Source organism: Lacisediminihabitans sp. H27-G8 (genome assembly GCF_046156175.1).
In the GTDB taxonomy this organism is placed as follows: Bacteria; Actinomycetota; Actinomycetes; order Actinomycetales; family Microbacteriaceae; genus Lacisediminihabitans.
Map to the genome: position 1 here is coordinate 326,016 of NZ_JAYLVL010000002.1, position 18,428 is coordinate 344,443.

The 18,428-nt window shown below is 67.2% G+C and carries 10 protein-coding genes; 6 read left to right on the forward strand and 4 right to left on the reverse strand.

What is annotated here, in order from left to right; all coding sequences use genetic code 11:
• Positions 1-29 precede the first annotated feature (29 nt).
• The 6 genes from VLI63_RS06420 to VLI63_RS06445 all read left to right on the forward strand — a co-directional run bounded on the left by VLI63_RS06420 (position 30) and on the right by VLI63_RS06445 (position 15,133).
• Positions 30-1,214 (forward strand): DUF1972 domain-containing protein, encoded by a 1,185-nt coding sequence (locus tag VLI63_RS06420; RefSeq protein ID WP_409156036.1) that lies wholly within the window; start codon positions 30-32, stop codon positions 1,212-1,214.
• A complete protein-coding gene (locus VLI63_RS06425) occupies positions 1,211-7,810 on the forward strand; it encodes a PKD domain-containing protein (protein WP_409156037.1) in 6,600 nt (2,199 codons plus the stop codon). The genes VLI63_RS06420 and VLI63_RS06425 overlap by 4 nt, the downstream gene beginning before the upstream one ends.
• A 118-nt stretch (positions 7,811-7,928) precedes the next feature.
• Positions 7,929-11,117 (forward strand): PKD domain-containing protein, encoded by a 3,189-nt coding sequence (locus VLI63_RS06430; RefSeq protein ID WP_409156038.1) that lies wholly within the window; start codon positions 7,929-7,931, stop codon positions 11,115-11,117.
• On the forward strand, positions 11,117-12,274 hold the full coding sequence (locus VLI63_RS06435) for a glycosyltransferase (protein ID WP_409156039.1): 1,158 nt from the start codon (positions 11,117-11,119) through the stop codon (positions 12,272-12,274). The genes VLI63_RS06430 and VLI63_RS06435 overlap by 1 nt, the downstream gene beginning before the upstream one ends.
• Positions 12,275-12,284: 10 nt before the next feature.
• Positions 12,285-13,670, forward strand: coding sequence for a hypothetical protein (locus VLI63_RS06440; protein WP_409156040.1), 1,386 nt, complete (start codon positions 12,285-12,287; stop codon positions 13,668-13,670).
• 5 nt (positions 13,671-13,675) lie between these two features.
• Complete coding sequence (locus VLI63_RS06445) at positions 13,676-15,133, forward strand: polysaccharide biosynthesis tyrosine autokinase (protein WP_409156041.1); 1,458 nt, start codon at positions 13,676-13,678, stop codon at positions 15,131-15,133.
• A 144-nt stretch (positions 15,134-15,277) separates the two neighbouring features.
• Here the strand turns inward: VLI63_RS06445 and VLI63_RS06450 are convergent, their stop codons facing one another.
• From VLI63_RS06450 to VLI63_RS06465, 4 genes are all read right to left on the reverse strand, one after another.
• A complete protein-coding gene (locus tag VLI63_RS06450) occupies positions 15,278-15,982 on the reverse strand; it encodes a hypothetical protein (RefSeq protein WP_409156042.1) in 705 nt (234 codons plus the stop codon).
• On the reverse strand, positions 15,979-16,710 hold the full coding sequence (locus VLI63_RS06455) for a CDP-alcohol phosphatidyltransferase family protein (RefSeq protein ID WP_409156043.1): 732 nt from the start codon (positions 16,708-16,710) through the stop codon (positions 15,979-15,981). The genes VLI63_RS06450 and VLI63_RS06455 overlap by 4 nt, the downstream gene beginning before the upstream one ends.
• Positions 16,711-16,864: 154 nt before the next feature.
• The gene (locus VLI63_RS06460; RefSeq protein WP_409156044.1) at positions 16,865-17,386 is read right to left on the reverse strand and encodes an acyltransferase; all 522 of its coding nucleotides are present in this window, start codon (positions 17,384-17,386) and stop codon (positions 16,865-16,867) included.
• Entirely contained in the window at positions 17,383-18,324 is a 942-nt protein-coding gene (locus VLI63_RS06465; protein WP_409156045.1) for a glycosyltransferase, read from the reverse strand. The genes VLI63_RS06460 and VLI63_RS06465 overlap by 4 nt, the downstream gene beginning before the upstream one ends.
• Positions 18,325-18,428 lie beyond the last annotated feature (104 nt).

Here is an 18,428-nt window from a genome sequence, read left to right on the forward strand (position 1 = left end):
CGGGGGCAGCTGATCCGATGAGGATCGCAATGATCGGAACCCGTGGGGTTCCTGCCGCTTACGGCGGATTCGAGACGGCAGTCGAAGAGATCGGCGCGCGCCTGGTCGAACGTGGGCACATGGTCACCGTCTACTGCCGGGGTTCGGATCAACGGGTGCCCTTCCACCGAGGCATGAAGCTGGTGCATCTTCCCGCGCTCCACCTCCGGGCCGCCGAAACCCTCAGCCACTCGGCCCTCTCGGTGATCCACGCGAGTGTGACGACCCGCCCGGACGCCGCGTTCGTCTTCAATGCGGCGAATGCTCCGTTCCTGCCGATTCTCCGCGCCCGCCGCATCCCGACGGCCGTCCACGTGGACGGGCTCGAGTGGATGCGCGACAAGTGGAGCGGCGCCGGACGTCGCTACTACCTCGGAGTCGAGCGACTCGCGGTGAAGCTGGCCGATGCCCTCATCGCGGACGCCCCCGGCATCGCGTCCTACTACTCGCGCAAGTTCCAAGCCGAGACTGAACTCATCAGCTACGGGACCCGGATCGTGCGCAATCCCCCGAGCGAGCGGCTCGCGGAACTCGGCCTGGAGCCGGGCAAGTTCCACCTGGTCGTGGCGAGATTCGAGCCGGAGAACCACGTGGACCTGATCGTCGAGGGATTCTCCGAGAGCCGGGCGCACTACCCACTCATCGTGGTGGGAAGCGCCCCCTACGCGGCCGCGTACACCCGTCGGGTGCAGGAAATTGCCGACGCAGACTCCCGAATCCGCGTTCTCGGCGGCATCTGGGACCAGGAGCTGCTCGACCAGCTCTACACGAACGCCCTCACTTATGCCCACGGGCATTCGGTGGGGGGTACAAACCCGTCGCTGTTGCGCGCAATGGGTGGTGCGACTCCGGTGCTCGCGTATGACGTCGAGTTCAATCGGGATGTTCTCGGAGAGGACGGGCTGTTTTTCCGCAGTGCTGCAGCCCTCCGAGAACAGATCGACCATGCGGAGCACCACGCCCCCCAGCTCGAGAAAATCGGGCAGCGCCTTCAGCGGCGGGCTGAACAGAAGTACGACTGGGACGACGTCGCAAGCGAGTACGAAGCACTCGCCCGCCGACTCACCCAGGGAGCATCCATCCACACCAGGCGTCGCCACTCTGAGATCACAGCCTCTGGCGACTCGAACCGCACGATCCCGACACCAGCCCCGACCGATTCGAGAATCTCATGAACGTCCTCTCCACGCTCCGCCTCCCCCGGCTGGTCACCCTTGCGCTCGCGATGATCCTCTCGCTCGCGCTCGCCGTCGCGTTCATGTCGTTCTCCCCACTGGTGGCGCGGGCAGACACCGCGCCGATCGACCCCACCAATCCCGCCACTCCCCCGACGGTGAGTGCGGATGCCCTCCCGACGACCCAGATCGACGGCGTGGCCTGGGCGCAGGTGGTCGTGGGCAACACCGTCTATGTCGCCGGCAAGTTCACCACCGCCCGCCCCGCCGGGGCGGCAGCGGGGGTGAACACCGTGGTGCGGAACAACCTGCTCGCCTATGACATCACCACCGGTAACCTCATCTCCAGCTTCGCGCCGAGCCTGAACGCCCAAGCGCTCGGCATCGCCGCCTCGCCCGACGGTTCACGCATCTACGTCGTCGGCGACTTCACCAGCGTCGACGGCGTCGCCTACTACCGCGCGGTCGCGATCAGCACCGCGACGGGCAAGGCCATCCCCTCCTTCCGTCCGATCCTCGAGAGCCAGGGTCGCGCGGTCGTCGCCACCAATTCCACCGTGTACCTCGGTGGCACCTTCTCCTCGGTGAACGGCCAGGCGCGCGGCTACGCTGCGCAGGTGAACGCCTCCGACGGATCGGTGACCGCGTGGAACCCCAGCGCCGACCTCACAGTCGAGGCCTTGGCGCTCACGCCCGACGGCTCACGAGTCATCCTCGGCGGCCGGTTCTCCCACCTCGGCGGCGGCGCCAACTACGGCCTCGGTGCCGCCGATGCCTCCAGCGGCGCGGTGCTCCCCTGGGCGGCCAACCAGACGGTGAAAGACGGCGGCACCAAGGCATCCATCACCTCCTTGTATGCCACCAACGACCGCATCTACGGATCCGGCTACGTCTTCGGCTCGCTCTCCGATGGAAACCTCGAAGGCATCTTCTCGGCTGATCCCGACTCCGGCGCCATCCAGTGGGTGGAAGACTGCCACGGCGACACCTACTCGGTCTGGTCGTCTGGCGATGTCGTCTACGGAGCGGGCCATCCGCACTACTGCGGCAATGTCGGCGGCTTCCCCCAGACCGACCCGTGGACCTACCACCACACGATCGCGTTCAGCAAGGCGACGACCGGCACCCTGACTGCGGACCCGCTCGGCTACTGGAACTGGGCCGGCACTCCGTCCCCCACCCTCCTCAACTGGTTCCCGCAGTACGTGACCGGCAGCTTCACCGGACAGGGTCAGGCGGCCTGGAGCCTCGCCGGCAACAGCAAGTACCTCGTCGTGGGCGGGGAGTTCCCGTTCGTGAACGGAGTCGCCCAGTACGGCCTCACACGCTTCGCGATTCCGTCGATCGCCCCCAACAAGGTCGGGCCGAATGTGAACACCGCGCTCATCCCCGCCGCCGCGTCCTTCAAGAAGGGCGAGGTGCGGGTGTCCTGGACCGCGACCTACGACCAGGACAACAAGAACCTGACCTACAAGGTGGTCCGTGACAATGCGACCGCGACTCCGGTCTACACGACTTCTCTCGAGTCGACTTTCTGGCAGCGCCCGGAGATGGGCTTCATCGACAAGGGCCTGGTCCCCGGCAGCACCCACACCTACCGGGTCTACGCCACCGATCCGTTCGGCAACTCGATCAGCCGGCTCGGCTCCGCGGTCACCGTCGCCGCCGCCGACAGCGGTGGTGCCTACAACGACGCGGTTGCCGCAGACAGCCCCAGCTCCTACTGGCCTCTCGATGAGACATCCGGTGCCGTCGGCTTCGACCACGTCAGCTTCACGGACCTCAAACTCGCCTCTGGCGTGACGCGTGGTGCCGATGGAATCGTGCCGAACGATCCGGCATCGATCTTCGACGGCACCTCGAACGGTACCGCGGCGACACCGACCTCGATCCAGGCGCCCGACACCTTCACCACAGAGGCCTGGATCAAGACCACAACCACCTCAGGCGGAAAGATCATCGGATACGGCGCTGCCGCGACCGGCCAGTCCAACAGCTACGACCGCCAGACCTACATGGACAACTCCGGGCACATCATCTTCGGGGTCTACACGGGCAACACTGTGACGGTGAACTCCGCCAACACCTACAACGACGGCGCCTGGCACCAGGTCGTGTCCTCGATGGGACCGAACGGAATGCTCCTCTACGTCGACGGAATGCTGGTGGGCAGCCGCAATGACACCACCATCGGCCAGCCCTACTCCGGATACTGGCGAGTGGGCGGTGACAACCTCGGCGGCTGGCCGAACCAGCCCGCGAGCAACTTCATCGCTGGCAACATCGGCCAGGTCGCGGTGTACTCCACCGTGCTCACCCGCCAGCAGATTGTGAACCACTACGTCGCATCGGGTCGCGTCTCCCCCATCCCACCGGCGCCCGCGGATGCCTACGGTAAGGCGGTCTACGACAATGACCCCCTCATCTACTGGCGCCTAAACGACACCGACGGGACCGCGAAGGACTCCGGCGCGTACAACAGCCCGGGCACCTACAACGGCTCGGTCACGCACGGAGTCTCCGGTGCGATCGCGGGAAACTCCGCAACGAGCTTCGACTCGAACGCGATGGTTGCGAGCAACCAGGCTTACAGCAATCCCACCACCTATTCGCTCGAAACCTGGTTCAAGACCACCACGAACGTGGGCGGCAAGATCATTGGATTCGGAAACTCGCAGACAGGCCTGTCGAGCAACTATGACCGCCACGTCTACATGCAGGACAACGGCACCCTGGCCTTCGGGGTGTGGACGGGACAGACGAATCTCGCCATCACCTCGGCGTCCTACAACGACGGCAACTGGCACCACCTGGTGGCCGAACAGTCCAGCGACGGGATGAAGCTCTTCGTCGACGGCAGCCTGCAGGCCACGAACCCGCAGACCGGCTCGCAGGCCTATGACGGGTACTGGAAGATCGGCGGCGACGTTACCTGGAACTCCTCGAGCTACTACTTCGCCGGCACCCTCGACGAGGCCGCGGTGTACGGAACGGCACTCAGCGCCGCTGACGTGCTCAATCACTACAACCTCGGCTCGAGCATCCCCAACGTGCCCCCGGTCGCGGCGTTCAGCTCGACGACCACCGACCTGACCTCCTCCTTTGACGGGTCGGGCTCCACCGACCCGGACGGATCGATCGTCGGGTACGCCTGGGACTTCGGGGACTCGAACACCGGCACGGGTGCGACTGCCACGCACACGTACACCCTTCCGGGAACGTACGTCGTGTCCCTGACGGTCACCGACAACCGCGGAGCGACGAACACGGTCACCCACTCGGTCACCGCGACCCTCCCCAACGTGGCCCCGACGGCCGCCTTCACGACGACCGCGACCGACCTGGCCGTAGCTGTCAACGGATCCGGCTCCACCGACACCGACGGCACCGTGGCGTCCTACGCCTGGGACTTCGGCGACGGCGCAACCGCTTCCGGGAGCACCGCGAACCACACCTTCGCGGCGGCGGGCACCTACACGATCTCCCTCACTGTCACCGATGACAAGGGAGCAACCGGCATGGTGACCCACCCGGTCTCGGTGCTGGCGGCTAACGTGCCTCCGGTGGCCGCGTTCGGATCGACGACCACGAACCTCTCGGCGGCCTTCGATGCCTCCGCTTCGACGGACTCGGATGGCACGATCGTCTCCTACGCCTGGGACTTCGGAGACTCCAAGACGGGAACCGGGGTCAGCCCCACCCACGTCTACACGCTCCCTGGCAGCTATGTCGCGAGCCTCACCGTCACCGACAACCGCGGTGGCACGAGCACCGTCACGCATTCCGTGACGGTGACCGCTCCGAACGTCGCCCCCATGGCGGCGTTCACCTCCACGGCAACCAACCTCACCGTGGCTACTGATGCGACGAGCTCGACGGATTCGGACGGCTCCATCGTGTCCTACGCCTGGGACTTCGGCGACTCGTCTACCGCGTCCGGAGTCACCGCGAGCCACACCTACGCCGCCCCCGGCACCTTCACGATCGCCCTCACCGTGACCGACAACAGCGGCGCGACGAACACCGTCTCGCACTCGGTCACCGTGCTCGCGGCCAACATCGCCCCGGTCGCCGCGTTCAGCTCGACGACCAACAGCCTGACCGCATCGTTCGACTCGTCGGCATCCGCGGACTCGGACGGGACCATCGCGTCCTACGCCTGGAACTTCGGTGACAGCACCACCGGTTCCGGCGCCTCCCCGACGCACACCTACCTCCAGCCGGGTAGCTACGTGGTCTCGCTGACCGTGACAGACAACCGCGGCGGAACGAACACCGTGACGCATTCGGTGACGGTGGTCGCGGCCAACGTCGCCCCGACGGCGGCCTTCAGCTCCACGGCCTCCAACCTCACCGCGTCGTTCACCGCATCCGCCTCGAACGACCCCGACGGCACGATCGCCTCCTACAGCTGGGACTTCGGCGACTCGTCCACCGGCTCGGGAGTCGCTCCCGCGCACACCTACGCGGCGGCCGGCACCTTCACGGTCTCCCTGACGGTGACGGACAACCAGGGGGCGACCAACACGGTCACCCACCCGGTGACGGTCTCGGTCGCGAACGTCTCGCCGACGGCGGCATTCACCTCCACGGTGAGCGCTCTGGTTGCGACCTTCGACGGATCGACCTCGGTCGATCCGGATGGGTCCATCGCCTCCTACGCCTGGAACTTCGGCGACTCGGGAACCTCGACCGGAGCAACGCCGTCGCACACCTACGCGGCGGCCGGTAGCTACATCGTCACGCTGACGGTCACCGACAACTCGGGCGCCACCAACGCGGTGACCCACTCGGTCACCGTGTCCGCTCCCGCGGCCACGACGCTCGCACAGGACAACTTCGGACGGACCGTGGCGAGCGGATGGGGCAGCGCCGACATCGGCGGGGCCTGGACCATCACCGGCACGGCCTCGAACCTGTCGGTCGGCAACGGCGTCGGTCAGATCAAGGTCGCTGCCGGCTCCACCCGGATCGCGGCCCTGAAGTCCCTGTCGTCGACGACCACCGACACGACAGCGGTCATCAGCCTCGACTCCGTCCCCACCGGCGGAGGATCCTTCACCGACTTCACGGGACGACAGGTCGGCACCGGCAGCTACACCGCCGAGGTCTGGGTCAGGTCGACCGGAGCCGTGTTCGTGGTGCTCGAGCAGGGATCGACGGTTCTCAAGTCGGTCCAGGTCGGCGGACTCACCTACACGGCAGGCGCTCCCCTCAAGGTGCGCGTGCAGGTGACCGGAACCTCGCCGACCACCATCCAGGCGAAGGTCTGGCCCGCGGCAGGGAACGAGCCCACCGCCTGGTCCGCGACCACGACGGACAGCACCCCCGCCCTGCAGTCCGCCGGATCGTTCGCAATTGGGTCCTACCTGTCCGGCTCGGCTACCGCCGCAGTCACGACGAGTTTCGACAACCTGCTGGTCTCGACCGTCGGCGCTCCTCCGGCCAACCAGGCTCCGGTGGCGGCGTTCACGTCGACCTCGAGCAACCTGGTCGCGTCGTTCACCGGCACGGGATCATCCGACCCGGATGGCACCATCGCCTCGTACTCGTGGAACTACGGAGACTCGACCACCGGAACCGGTGCCACGTCTTCCCACACCTACGCGGCGGCCGGCACCTTCACCGCCAGCCTCACCGTCACCGACAATCAGGGAGCGACCAACACCGTCAGCCACCCGGTCACGGTCACCGCGCCCGCGGCCAACCAGGCTCCGGTGGCGGCGTTCACGTCGACCTCGAGCGACCTGGTCGCGTCGTTCTCCGGCACGGGATCATCCGACCCGGATGGCACCATCGCCTCGTACTCGTGGAACTACGGAGACTCGACCACCGGAACCGGTGCCACGTCTTCCCACACCTACGGGGCGGCCGGCACCTTTACCGCCAGCCTCACCGTCACCGACAATCAGGGAGCGACCAACACCGTCAGCCACCCGGTCACGGTCACCGCACCCGTCACCCCGCCGGCCAACATCCTGGCGCAGGCGCAGTTCGGAACCGCGGTAGCGAATTCCTGGGGCTCCGCGGAGATCGGCGGTGCATGGACGAATGCCGGAACGGCGAGCGCCTACAGTGTCGCCGGCGGAGTCGGACTCCAGGTGGTCCCCGGAGGCTCGACGAAGACCAGCAGCCTTGCGGGCGTCAGTTCCAACGCGACAGACCTCACGGTCTCGTTCAGCCTGGACAAGATGCCCACCGGCGGCGGGGCGTACATCTCCGCGATCGGCCGCGACGTTGGATCGACGAACTACCAGGCGCGTGTCTGGGTGCAGTCCAACGGCGCGGTCCAGCTGCAGCTGCTGCAGGGCGGCACCGCGATCCAACTGGTGAATGTGACTGGATTGACGTTCACGACGGCGTCGACCCTCAACGTGCGCCTCCAGGTGTTCGGAACCAGTCCGACCACTGTCCGAGCGAAGGTGTGGTCCGCCGTTGCGATCGAGCCCGCAGCATGGCTCGCGAGCGCGACCGATTCCACCGCCGCCCTCCAGATCGCCGGATCCGTCGGCCTGCGCTCGTACCTCTCCGGCACGGCGACCGACACCCCGGTGACCACTCGATTCGACAACTTCACCGTCAGCAAAGTGCAATAGCTGCGCTGACTGATTTGAGAAGGCAATGTTCAACAGAGGCAAGTCCACCAGTACGAGTTCCCCTGCCCGCGCGCGCCGACCGATAGCAGCCCTATCGGCGGTCGCGTCGGGTGCGCTGGTGGCATCCTTACTCCTCGGATCGGCTGGCGCCGCCCACGCAGACACGGCGCCTGCCGATCCGGCGAATCCCGCAACGCCCCCGACGGTGAGCGCGGACGCCCTGCCCACCACGCAGATCGACGGCGTGGCCTGGTCCCAGGTCGTCGTCGGCAACACGGTCTACGTCGCCGGCAAGTTCTCTACGGCTCGCCCCGCCGGGGCTGCGGCCGGGGTGAACACCGTGGTGCGGAACAACCTGCTCGCTTACGACCTGACCACCGGCGTCCTCATCCCGACCTTCGCCCCCAGCCTCAACGCGCAGGCGCTCGCCATCACGGCGTCGCCCGATGGATCCCGCATCTACGTGGTCGGCGACTTCACGAGCATCGACGGGGCCGGGTATTACCGCGCGGCAGCTTTCAGCACGGCGACGGGACAGATCATCCCCTCGTTTCGCCCGATCTTGGAGAGCGAGGGTCGAGCCGTCACGGCCACCAACACCTCCGTCTATCTTGGCGGCACATTCTCGAGCGTCAACGGTGCCGCCCGAGGATTTGTCGCCAGGGTCAACGCCGCCGACGGATCGGTGGACGCGTGGAATCCGAACGCGGATTCGACCGTGCAGGCGTTGGCGCTCACCCCGGACGGCTCCCGGGTCGTACTCGGCGGCCGATTCGCGCACATCGGTGGCGTAGCCAACTACGGCCTCGGCGCGGTCGACACCGCCACGGGTGACGTCATGCCCTGGGCGGCGAACCTGAAGGTGCGCGACGGCGGCACGAAGGCCGCGATCACCGCCCTCACCGCCACGAGCGACCGGATCTACGGATCCGGCTACGTCTTCGGCTCGCTGACGGACGGCAACCTGGAGGGCTCGTTCTCGGCCGACCCCAACTCGGGAGCTATCCAGTGGATCGAGGACTGCCACGGCGACACCTACTCGGTCTTCGCATCCGACACCGCCGTCTACGTGGCGGGTCACCCGCACTACTGCGCCAACCTCGGCGGGTACCCTGACACCAACCCGAGGACCCACCACCAGACCATCGCCTTCAGCCGCGCGGCCACAGGCACGATCACCAAGGACCCGGGCGGGTACTTCAACTGGGCCGGAAACCCCAGCCCGTCGTTGCTCGACTGGTTCCCGACCTGGGTCACAGGCACCGTCACCGGCCAGGGGCAGGCCGCATGGAGCGTGGCCGGCAACAACCAATACCTCGTCGTCGGCGGGGAGTTCCCCTTCGTCAACGGAGTGGCGCAGGCCGGCCTCACCCGGTTCGCCGTGCCGTCCATCGCGCCCAACAAGGTAGCGCCGAACGTCAACTCCGCGCTCATCCCTGTGGCTACAGCGCTCTCGGATGGCGAGGTGCGCGTCTCCTGGACCGCGACCTGGGACCAGGACAACAAGAACTTGACCTACACCGTCGTGCGCGATGAGGCCACCGCGAACCCCGTCTATCGCACCTCGCTTGACTCGACATTCTGGCAGCTGCCCCGCATGGGCTTCGTCGACCGGAACCTCGTACCCGGAAGCAGCCACACCTATCGGGTGTACGTGACGGATGCTTTCGGCAACTCGATAAGTCGACTCGGCGCCGCTGTGACTGTCGCGAGCTCCACGGTGCCCGCCTCCTACAGCAACGCCGTCGCCGCCGACTCCCCGCGCTCGTACTGGCCGTTGGACGAGACATCCGGCGCCGTCGGGTTCGACCACGTCGCCTTCTCCGACCTCACACTCGGAACGGGAATCACCCGCGGTGCGACGGGGATTATGCCCGGCGACCTGGCGTCCACCTTCTCCGGAACCTCCGCTGGCAGCGGCGGCACCACGGTGGCTGCGCCCGCGCCGAACACGTTCACCACGGAGGCGTGGATCCGCACGACCTCGACCGCGGGCGGGAAGATCGTCGGGTACGGGTCGGCCTCTACGGGCCTCTCCGGCGGCTACGACCGACACCTCTACCTCGACAATGCGGGCCACGTGATCTTCGGCGTACGCGGTGCCACCTCAGCGACACTGGTGTCGGCAGACCGTTTCAACGACGGCCAGTGGCACCAAGTCGCGGCTTCCCTCGGGAGCAACGGCATGCGCCTCTACGTCGACGGGAACGTCGTCGGCAGCCGCACCGACGTGACCGCCGGTCAGGCGTTCTCCGGGTTCTGGCGGGTCGGTGGAGACAACCTCTCCGGGTGGGCGAACCGCCCGACGAGCAACTTCTTGTCCGGGACGATCGCCGATGTCGCCGTGTACCCGACGGTGCTCACCCGCCAGCAGGTGGTGAACCACCTGGTGGCGTCGGGACGCCCGTCGCCCATCGCCAACACCGCTCCGGTCGCCTCATTCACCTCGTCGACGTCCGGTCTGTCGGTCACCGCGAAGGGGTCGGGGTCGTCCGATGCCGATGGGTCCGTCGCCTCGTGGGCGTGGAACTTCGGCGACGGCTCCACCGGCGCCGGATCGGTGGTCTCCCACGCCTACGCGGCGGCAGGCACCTACACGATCACGCTGACGGTCACGGATGACCAAGGCGCGACGAACTCCACAGCGGCCCCGGTCACCGTCTCCGTCCCGGTCACTCCCCCCGGGACCGTGATCGCGCAGGCCGACTTCGGTACTGCCATCTCGAACTCGTGGGGAGCTGCGGATGTCGGCGGCTCTTGGGTCAACGCCGGGACGGCCTCCGCCTACACCGTCGCTGGAGGGGTCGGACAGCAGGCGGCTCCGATCGGGTCGACCAAGACCAGTAGCCTCACCTCCGTGAGCTCCTCGGCCGCTGATCTCACCGTGTCGTTCGGCCTCGACCAGCTGCCGACAGGCGGTGGTTCCTTCATCTCGCTGATCGGACGGGATGTCGGGAGCACCAACTACCAGGCGCGCACGCTCGTGCAGGCCAGCGGTGCCGTTCAACTGCAGCTCCTGCAGGGAGGCACGGCGCTCCAGGTCGTGGCCGTACCGGGCATCACGTTCACCCCGGCGACCTCCCTATCGATGCGGCTCGAGGTGTCCGGCACCAGCCCGACCACGATCCGCGCCAGGCTGTGGGTCACCGGCACGCCCGAGCCCGCCGCCTGGCAGGCCAGCGTGACGGACACCACGGCCGCCCTTCAGGTCGCCGGATACGTCGGTCTGCGCTCCTACCTCTCCACCACCGCTACCGCGTCACCGGTCACCACCAGTTTCGACAACTTCAAGGCCACCCAACTGTGATGGCGGATTCCACCGATCGCACCATCCTCTTCGCACACCCGGGCGCGGAGCTCTACGGATCCGACCGTGTGCTGCTGGAGAGTGTGAGCGCCCTGGTCGACGCCGGATGGAAGGTGGCCGTCACTGTGCCGACCTCCGGGCCGATGGTCGGTGAGCTTCGACTCCGCGGGGCGCGGGTGACTCTCCGCCCGTCCCCGGTGCTTCGAAAGAGCGTTCTACGACCTGCCGGCGCGCTGGAGTTTCTGTCCGACGCCGTGCGCGGGTTCGCGTCCGGCATGAGGCTCCTGACCGGACTGAAACCCGATGTGGTCTATGTCAACACCATGACGATCCCCCTCTGGATCCTCCTCGCCCGACTGCGCCGCATCCCCGTGATCTGCCATGTGCACGAGGGCGAATCATCCGCTCCGCGCCTGCTGAAGTCGGCCCTGGCATTGCCCCTGGTCTTCGCCACCCGGGTGATCGCCAACAGCCGCTTCAGTGTCGGGGTGCTCGCTGCATCCTTCCCCCGGCTTGCCCGACGGGCGATCGTGGTGCACAACGGAGTGCTCGGGCCACCGGCCGTCACGCCCTCCCGGCAGCACTTCGAGTCCCCGCTGCGCATCACCTACGTCGGTCGGCTCTCCCCGCGCAAGGGAGTGGATGTCGCGATCCAGTCGATCGCCCACCTCGCCACCCGCGGAGTCGAGTCCCGGCTGGATATCGTCGGTGACGTCTTCACGGGGTACGAGTGGTACGAGGAGCAGCTCCGAGATCAGGTCGAGTCCACCGGTCTCGGCGATCGCGTGACGTTCCATGGCTTCCAGTCGGCGATCTGGCCGATCGTGGCGGCGGGCGACGTCGTCGTGGTTCCCTCGCGCGGGGACGAGCCGTTCGGCGACACTGCGGTCGAAGCGGTACTGAGCGGGCGGCGCCTGATCGCGAGTGCGACGAGTGGATTGTTGGAAGCAACGGAGGGATACCAGACGGCCATAACTGTCGTACCGGGGAGCGCGGACGCGCTGGCAGATGCCTTACAGCAGACGATCGAGACGTGGGAAGGGACGTCTCCACAGATCGAAGCGGACACCGAGCGGGCAGTAGCCCGACACGGCTCCGTCGTCTATCGTCGACGCATCGTCGACCTGATCGACTCGATTGTGACTCCCGCTCGCTAGCATGGCTGTCATGGCCCTCTCCGGTCCCCTCACCGATCGAGGGTTCATCGTCGCCCTCGGGGTGGCACTGGTCTTCGTGCTGTACCTCGTGCTCCATCGCTCCCCCCGCCTCGCGGTGGGATTCTGGATCACCGTGCTGTGTTTCGTGCCGGTCTGGATCGGTGTCGGCCTCGGGTTCGGGGGCAACTTCTACGTTCCCGCGGCCTCCGGTGCCGCCCTCGTCGTGACGGCCGCGCTCCTTCCGACGGCGCGGTTCCGGCTCACGCTGACCGACGGTCTCGTGGTGCTCCTCATTCTCGTCGGCACGGCCGCGCTGCTCACCGGCAATCAAGCGATCGCGCTGTCGTTCCTCCTCTCCCTCTGCACCTACTTCGTGGTGGGATTCGCCCTCGGCAGGCTCGCCCCGTCGCGCGTCGACATCCGTTGGATCTACGGCGCGATCGGTGTTGCGTTCACCATCGTGTCTGTGCTGGCCATCATCGAGTTCCTGACGGGCGTCAACTTCTTCACCCTGTGGCGGGCCAACAACATCTCATTCGCCACCTGGGGCTCACTCCAGAGCCGCGGCGGGGTCCTTCGCGCGGAGGGGGCTTTCGGTCATTCCATCGCGCTCGGATCCAGTCTCGCCCTGGCGATCCCGCTCACCCTGGCCACGCGGTTCCGGTTCTGGATCCGCGGCGTCATGGTGCTGCTTATGCTCATCGCGACCACTCTCACCTTTAGTCGCATCGGCATCATCGACGCCCTGCTCGGGCTGGCGCTGTCGATCCTGTTCCTTGCCGAGGCTCTGAGCATCCGCCGCCGCATCGTCCTCGCCACGGCCGGCGTCATTCTCAGCCTCGCCCTTCTCCCTGTGGTCAACACAGTGTTCACGGATGCCGGCACGGAGGCCACCGGGAGTGCGGCGTACCGCGGCAACCTGCTGTCGCTGATCTCCGACATGAACCTCATCGGCGTGGCGAGTTCTGCCCACACCTCCGCGAGCGGGCAGGTGTATTTCGGCAACTTCCGGTCGATCGACAGCCAGCTGATCCTCAGCGGACTCTCCGGAGGCCTGATCGTTCTCGCCGTGGTCGTGGTGGCTCTCCTCGTCGCCATCGGTTTCGTGCTCTCCGGCCGTGCAACCGCCCCCACCATCGCCGTCGTGGCCCAGATCCCCGCCTTCGCCACTGTCGCCCTCATCACGCAGTATTCGATCTTCGTCTGGTTCGTGGTTGGCCTCGCGGTGGCGACCCAGCTCGCCCGGGAGACTCCGCACAACGAGATCGCACCGTCCCACCTGCTGTTCGTTCCGGGTGAGATGGATCGATCGGTTCGCCACCTCGTCCCGTCCCACGCAGTCCGTTCCGCCCGCCCGTCCCGCAACACCACCACGCAAACACAACCGAATGAGTGATCACCATGACGTCAAATAGATACCTGCTCGCCCTCCGTCGCTCATGGGTCGTCATCGTTGCGGCGCTCATCCTGGGCGGGGTGGCGGGAATCGTCGCATCGGCCGTCGCGACTCCGGTCTATTCGGCGAGCTCGAAGCTCTACTTCTCCATCGGCACCGGCAGTTCAGCGACCGACCTCAACCAGGGCTCCACCTACACGCAGGCACAGATGCTGTCCTTCGCCGAGCTCGCGACCTCGCCGATTGTGCTCACGCCGGTCGTCGAGTCCCTGGGTCTGGACGTGACTCCGGCGACCCTCGCCGGTAACATCACCGCGACCACTCCCCAGGGAACCGCGCTGCTCGAGGTCACCGCGACGGCCTCGACCGGATCCCGGGCGGCGGGCATCGCCAATGCCGTCGCCGAGAGCCTCTCATCGGAGATCGAGCGCCTCGCTCCGACCGCCACGGGCAGCAAGAAGGTACTGGCCGTGACGATCGTCACGCCCGCCACCCCGCCGACCTCGAAGTCGTCGCCGGACACCTCCCGCAACCTCCTCGCCGGCCTGGTGCTCGGCCTCATCATCGGTGTCCTCGTGGTCGTGCTCCGCCAGCGGATCGAGACCCGGATCGACGGTCCGCAGGCCCTCGCCGAGGTGACCAACGCCCCCCTCATCGGCTCGATCGGACGCCGTCACCACTACCGCCCCTCCGGCGCCGGCACGACCTCGCCGGTGCATGTCACCGAGGAGGACCGCCAACTGGCGGCGACCCTCCTCTCTTCCATCGCGGGAACGCCGTTCACCGTGCTCGTCACCTCCGCGATTCCCCGCGAGGGAACGACCGTTACCGCGCTCGGACTGTCCCTTGCGCTCGGCGAGCGCCGCCAGCGCGTGCTGCTGGTGGAGGCCAACCTCCGCCGTCCCTCCCTCTCGCACATCACCGGTCTTCCCGCCGCGCCCGGGCTGGCCGAGGCCATCGCGGAGACCACGGGCAGCACCTCGGCGGTGAAGGTGGCGACCATCGAGGGGACCTCCGTGCTCGTGGCTGGGGAGGTGCCGTCGGACCCGAGTTCCCTCCTCGCCTCCGGCCGCATGTCAGAGCTGCTCGAGTCCTTCGCGAAAGACTACGACCTGGTCATCGTGGATGTCGCGCCCATCACCGTCTCGGCGGATGCGGCGATCCTCGGCCCGTCCGCCGATGCCGTCCTGGTGGTCGTCGACTCCACTCGGGTGCGTGCCGCGAAGCTCGCATCGGCCCTCGATTCACTGACCAGCGCGCGGATCCCCGTCATCGGGATCGTGCTCAATCACATGCGCATCCACGTGCCCCGGTACACGGCGAGCGCCCGACGCGCCCCCGCCGGTACCGTGGCCGAGGCGCCTCATGAAGATGCGGCGGAGACTCGCACCGGCACTCCTGTCGACCCGGAACGGGCCAAGGCGGACAGAGGGAACGCACCCGCCAGCGTTTCCAAAAAGTAGCGTTTCTGAAAAGCAGCGTTTCGGAAAAGCAGCGTTTCTGAAGAGCAGTGTTTCCAAAAAGCAGTGTTGCTGAATGGGCGGTTCAAAGAAGTGGCCGGCCAGGCCGGCGACTCCCTGAAGATGATGACTACTGGGAGATGACGACTACTTGAAGACGATGAGCGCCCCGCCCGCCGACGCGCTCATCGTGAGCACGAACGACGGCTGGTCGCTCTTCGGAACGCTGAAGACGTAGGTGCCGGTGGCCTTCGCGTTGGCCGCGAGCGACCCGGCGAAGGCCGTGCTGGTCTCCTTCGGAACGATCGGAGAGGCGGGAGTGAGATCCGATCCGTAGTATCCGTTGACCGACACCGCGTCCAGCGAGACGGACGCCGCCGAGCCGTTGACCAGTTCGAGCACGACCTGGATCGCGGGACCGCTGACCTCTCCCACCTGGGTACCGGTGGCAGTGATCGGCGTCGACGAGACGATGCGGGCGGTGAGCGACCCCGTCAGCTGCGCCGGGGCGGCCTTGTCGACGGTCGCCGCGACCGGCGCGCCGAATGCGGGGTCGATGGTCGGGCTCGGGGTCGGAGTGGGCGCGCCCGGGCTCGCTGACGGTGAAGGGCTCGCTGTGGAGGACTGCGAGGGCCGCGGAGTCGCGGTGCTGCCGGCATTCGCCCCGGCGGAGACCGGGCCCTGGCTCGCGGCCAGGGCTGTGGCGACCACGGCGCCGACGACGATCAGCACGACCAGGAGCGCGGCCAGGACGATCGCCAACACGCGATTGCGCCGGATCCAGGCCGCGAAGCCCGCCGATCCGGTCGCGGATGGGTCGGAAACGGTCGACTCCGGAGGATCCGAACTCATGACGGGTTCCCCTCGGACTTCGTTGCCTGAGCAGTGGACGGCCAAGCGGATAGTTCTCGGAACCACTTGACGGCGGCGAGCAGGAGAAACGCCGTGGTGGCCGCGAAAAGCAGGGTGTAGACCGCGAAGAAAACCAGCGGGGCCCCGAGCAGCACGAAGGAGAGGCACAACACCCCATAGTCCATCGGGAGCACGAGGATCGCGCGCAGCCAGGAGGGGCGGCCGGGCGCATCCGCCGCGACGGACGGCGACCCGTGGGCGCGGCGCAACTGCTCGGTGAGGATCATGCAAAAGAACAGCACGGCGGACACCACGGAGAACGCGATCGGTACGAGGAGCCACCCGCGCGGCACCACCTCGAACCGGTAGAAACCGATCGCAACAGCCAGCGGCATGGATGACACCTTCACCGAGTCGACCATGTGGTCGAGCCATTCCCCGGCGGGACTGCTGGTGCCTTCTAGTCGCGAGACCTGGCCATCCGCCGAGTCGAACGCGTACCCGATGAGCAGGAAGACGGCGACCGCGACGCCCAGACCCCAGGACGGCGGGAAGGCGATCAGGAAGGCTATCGCCACAAAGGTCCAGACGGCGCTGATCGCCGTCACCGCATTCGCTCCGAGACCCGCTCGATGAGCAGCGGCGGCGAGATACCGGCCGAGTCGCCGATTGACGAACCGTGAGTAGGCTGGAGCGCTGCGAGCCGCTGGCTTCTGTGCTCGACTCATCTCGCGCACGAGGTCGAGATACGATCCATGGGAATTTTCGAGGCTCGCGTCGATAGGAATTCCAGGCTCAGTCAATGGCTGTCCAGCTCTCATGCACAGCGCGTTCGGGTACGCGCTGGTCATATTATAGGCGGCTGGATGTCACGAAGACATCTCAGTTCCAGTCGCGCGAGCGCCCGATGGGCCGAGCCGGATTGCCGCCGACCACGACCCCCGGCTCGACCGACCGGGTGACGACGGAACCGGCCGCGACGATCGAGCCGTCACCGAGCGACACTCCCTTGAGGATCATCACGCCGGTACCGACGAGCACGTGGGCCCCGATCACGATCGGGCTCGTGTGCGGGTGGACCACTCCGTCGTCGTCGGTGATCGCGTGGAAATCCGTGTCGAGCAGCTGGACCCCCCACGACACCTGGGACCCGGGCCCGAGGTGGATCCCCGTCTCGACGTTGACAACGCAATTCGCGCCGATCGCGCTCCCGCGCTCCAGGGTGAGGGTGGCTCCCGGACCGACCCAGATCCTCGTCCCCGCACGGATGGCGCTCCCCGGACGGAGGTCGTAGGTGCCCGGTCCCCCGAGCTTCACCCGAGGTCCGATCCGCACGCGATGATAGCCCCTTAGCTGGCCGCGCGCGTAGGGGGAGAGCCGGGTGAATCGGCTGGTGAAGCTCATGCCGGATCCTTTCGCGTCGAGTTGCCCCGGCGAGACAGTCGCAGCCCGTCGCGGAGGCCGCGTGCGGCGGCGAGCGCAGGCCGCGGCGAGCGGAGCAGCTGTCGCCGACCCCCCTCGAGAAGCACTTCCCAGGCGACCCGCGGAGCGGTCCTCCGCCAGCGTCGCACGTCCGCAACCGAGAGGTGGCGGGCGGCGAACACCAACCGGTTGCGGATGTTGTAGTAGTAGTAGGTGGTCGACTTCGGGGTGCCGGACGCCTGCGAACCCACGCCCTGGGTGCCACCTTCGGCATGGACCGCACGGGCCGAGTCGACCACCTCGATCCGCCCTCCGAGCCGGCGGATGCGGTAGGACAGGTCCACGTCCTCCCAATAGAGGAAGTAATCGCCCTGGAACCCTCCGACCTCCCGCCAGAGCTCGTCGGAGACCATGAGGCAGGCTCCGCTCAACCACGGCTCCACCCGGTCCGAACCGGCCTCCAGCCGACGCGCCCGGGAGCGGATGCGTCCGTCCTCCAGCGACACGTGCGCTCCCCCGAACCACACGGTTCCGTCAGGGCGGAGAACCGTCGGTGCCACCAGCAGCCGCGGATCGGCACGCACGAGGGCGAGGAGCATCGCCACGCTCGAGGGATCGATCGTGGCATCGGGGTTGAGCAGAAGGAAGGCCGTTGCTCCCGCGGATCGAGCCGCGGATACGCCGGCGTTCATGCCTTCTCCGAACCCGGCGTTCGTTTGCGCGAAGACACCGGTCCAGCCGTGCCGTTCCGTCAATTCGGACACGGCCCGTCGTTCCGCCACCGAACTCAGATTGTCGACCACGACGGTGATCGCGCCGGGAAGGGACTCCGTCACAGGGACGAGGTTCTGGCTCAACAGTTCTGACGAGGCGTAGTTCACGACGACGACGCCGAGGCCGGTGAAGGTCGCACCTGCCACGATTCACCTCCTGCGGGAGACAGCGCGTCCGCTCCGGCCCGGTGGTGAGAGGTGCACGGCTCGATCATCGAGTTGCCACCATCCTGCCATGTGAGGCAAGCTAG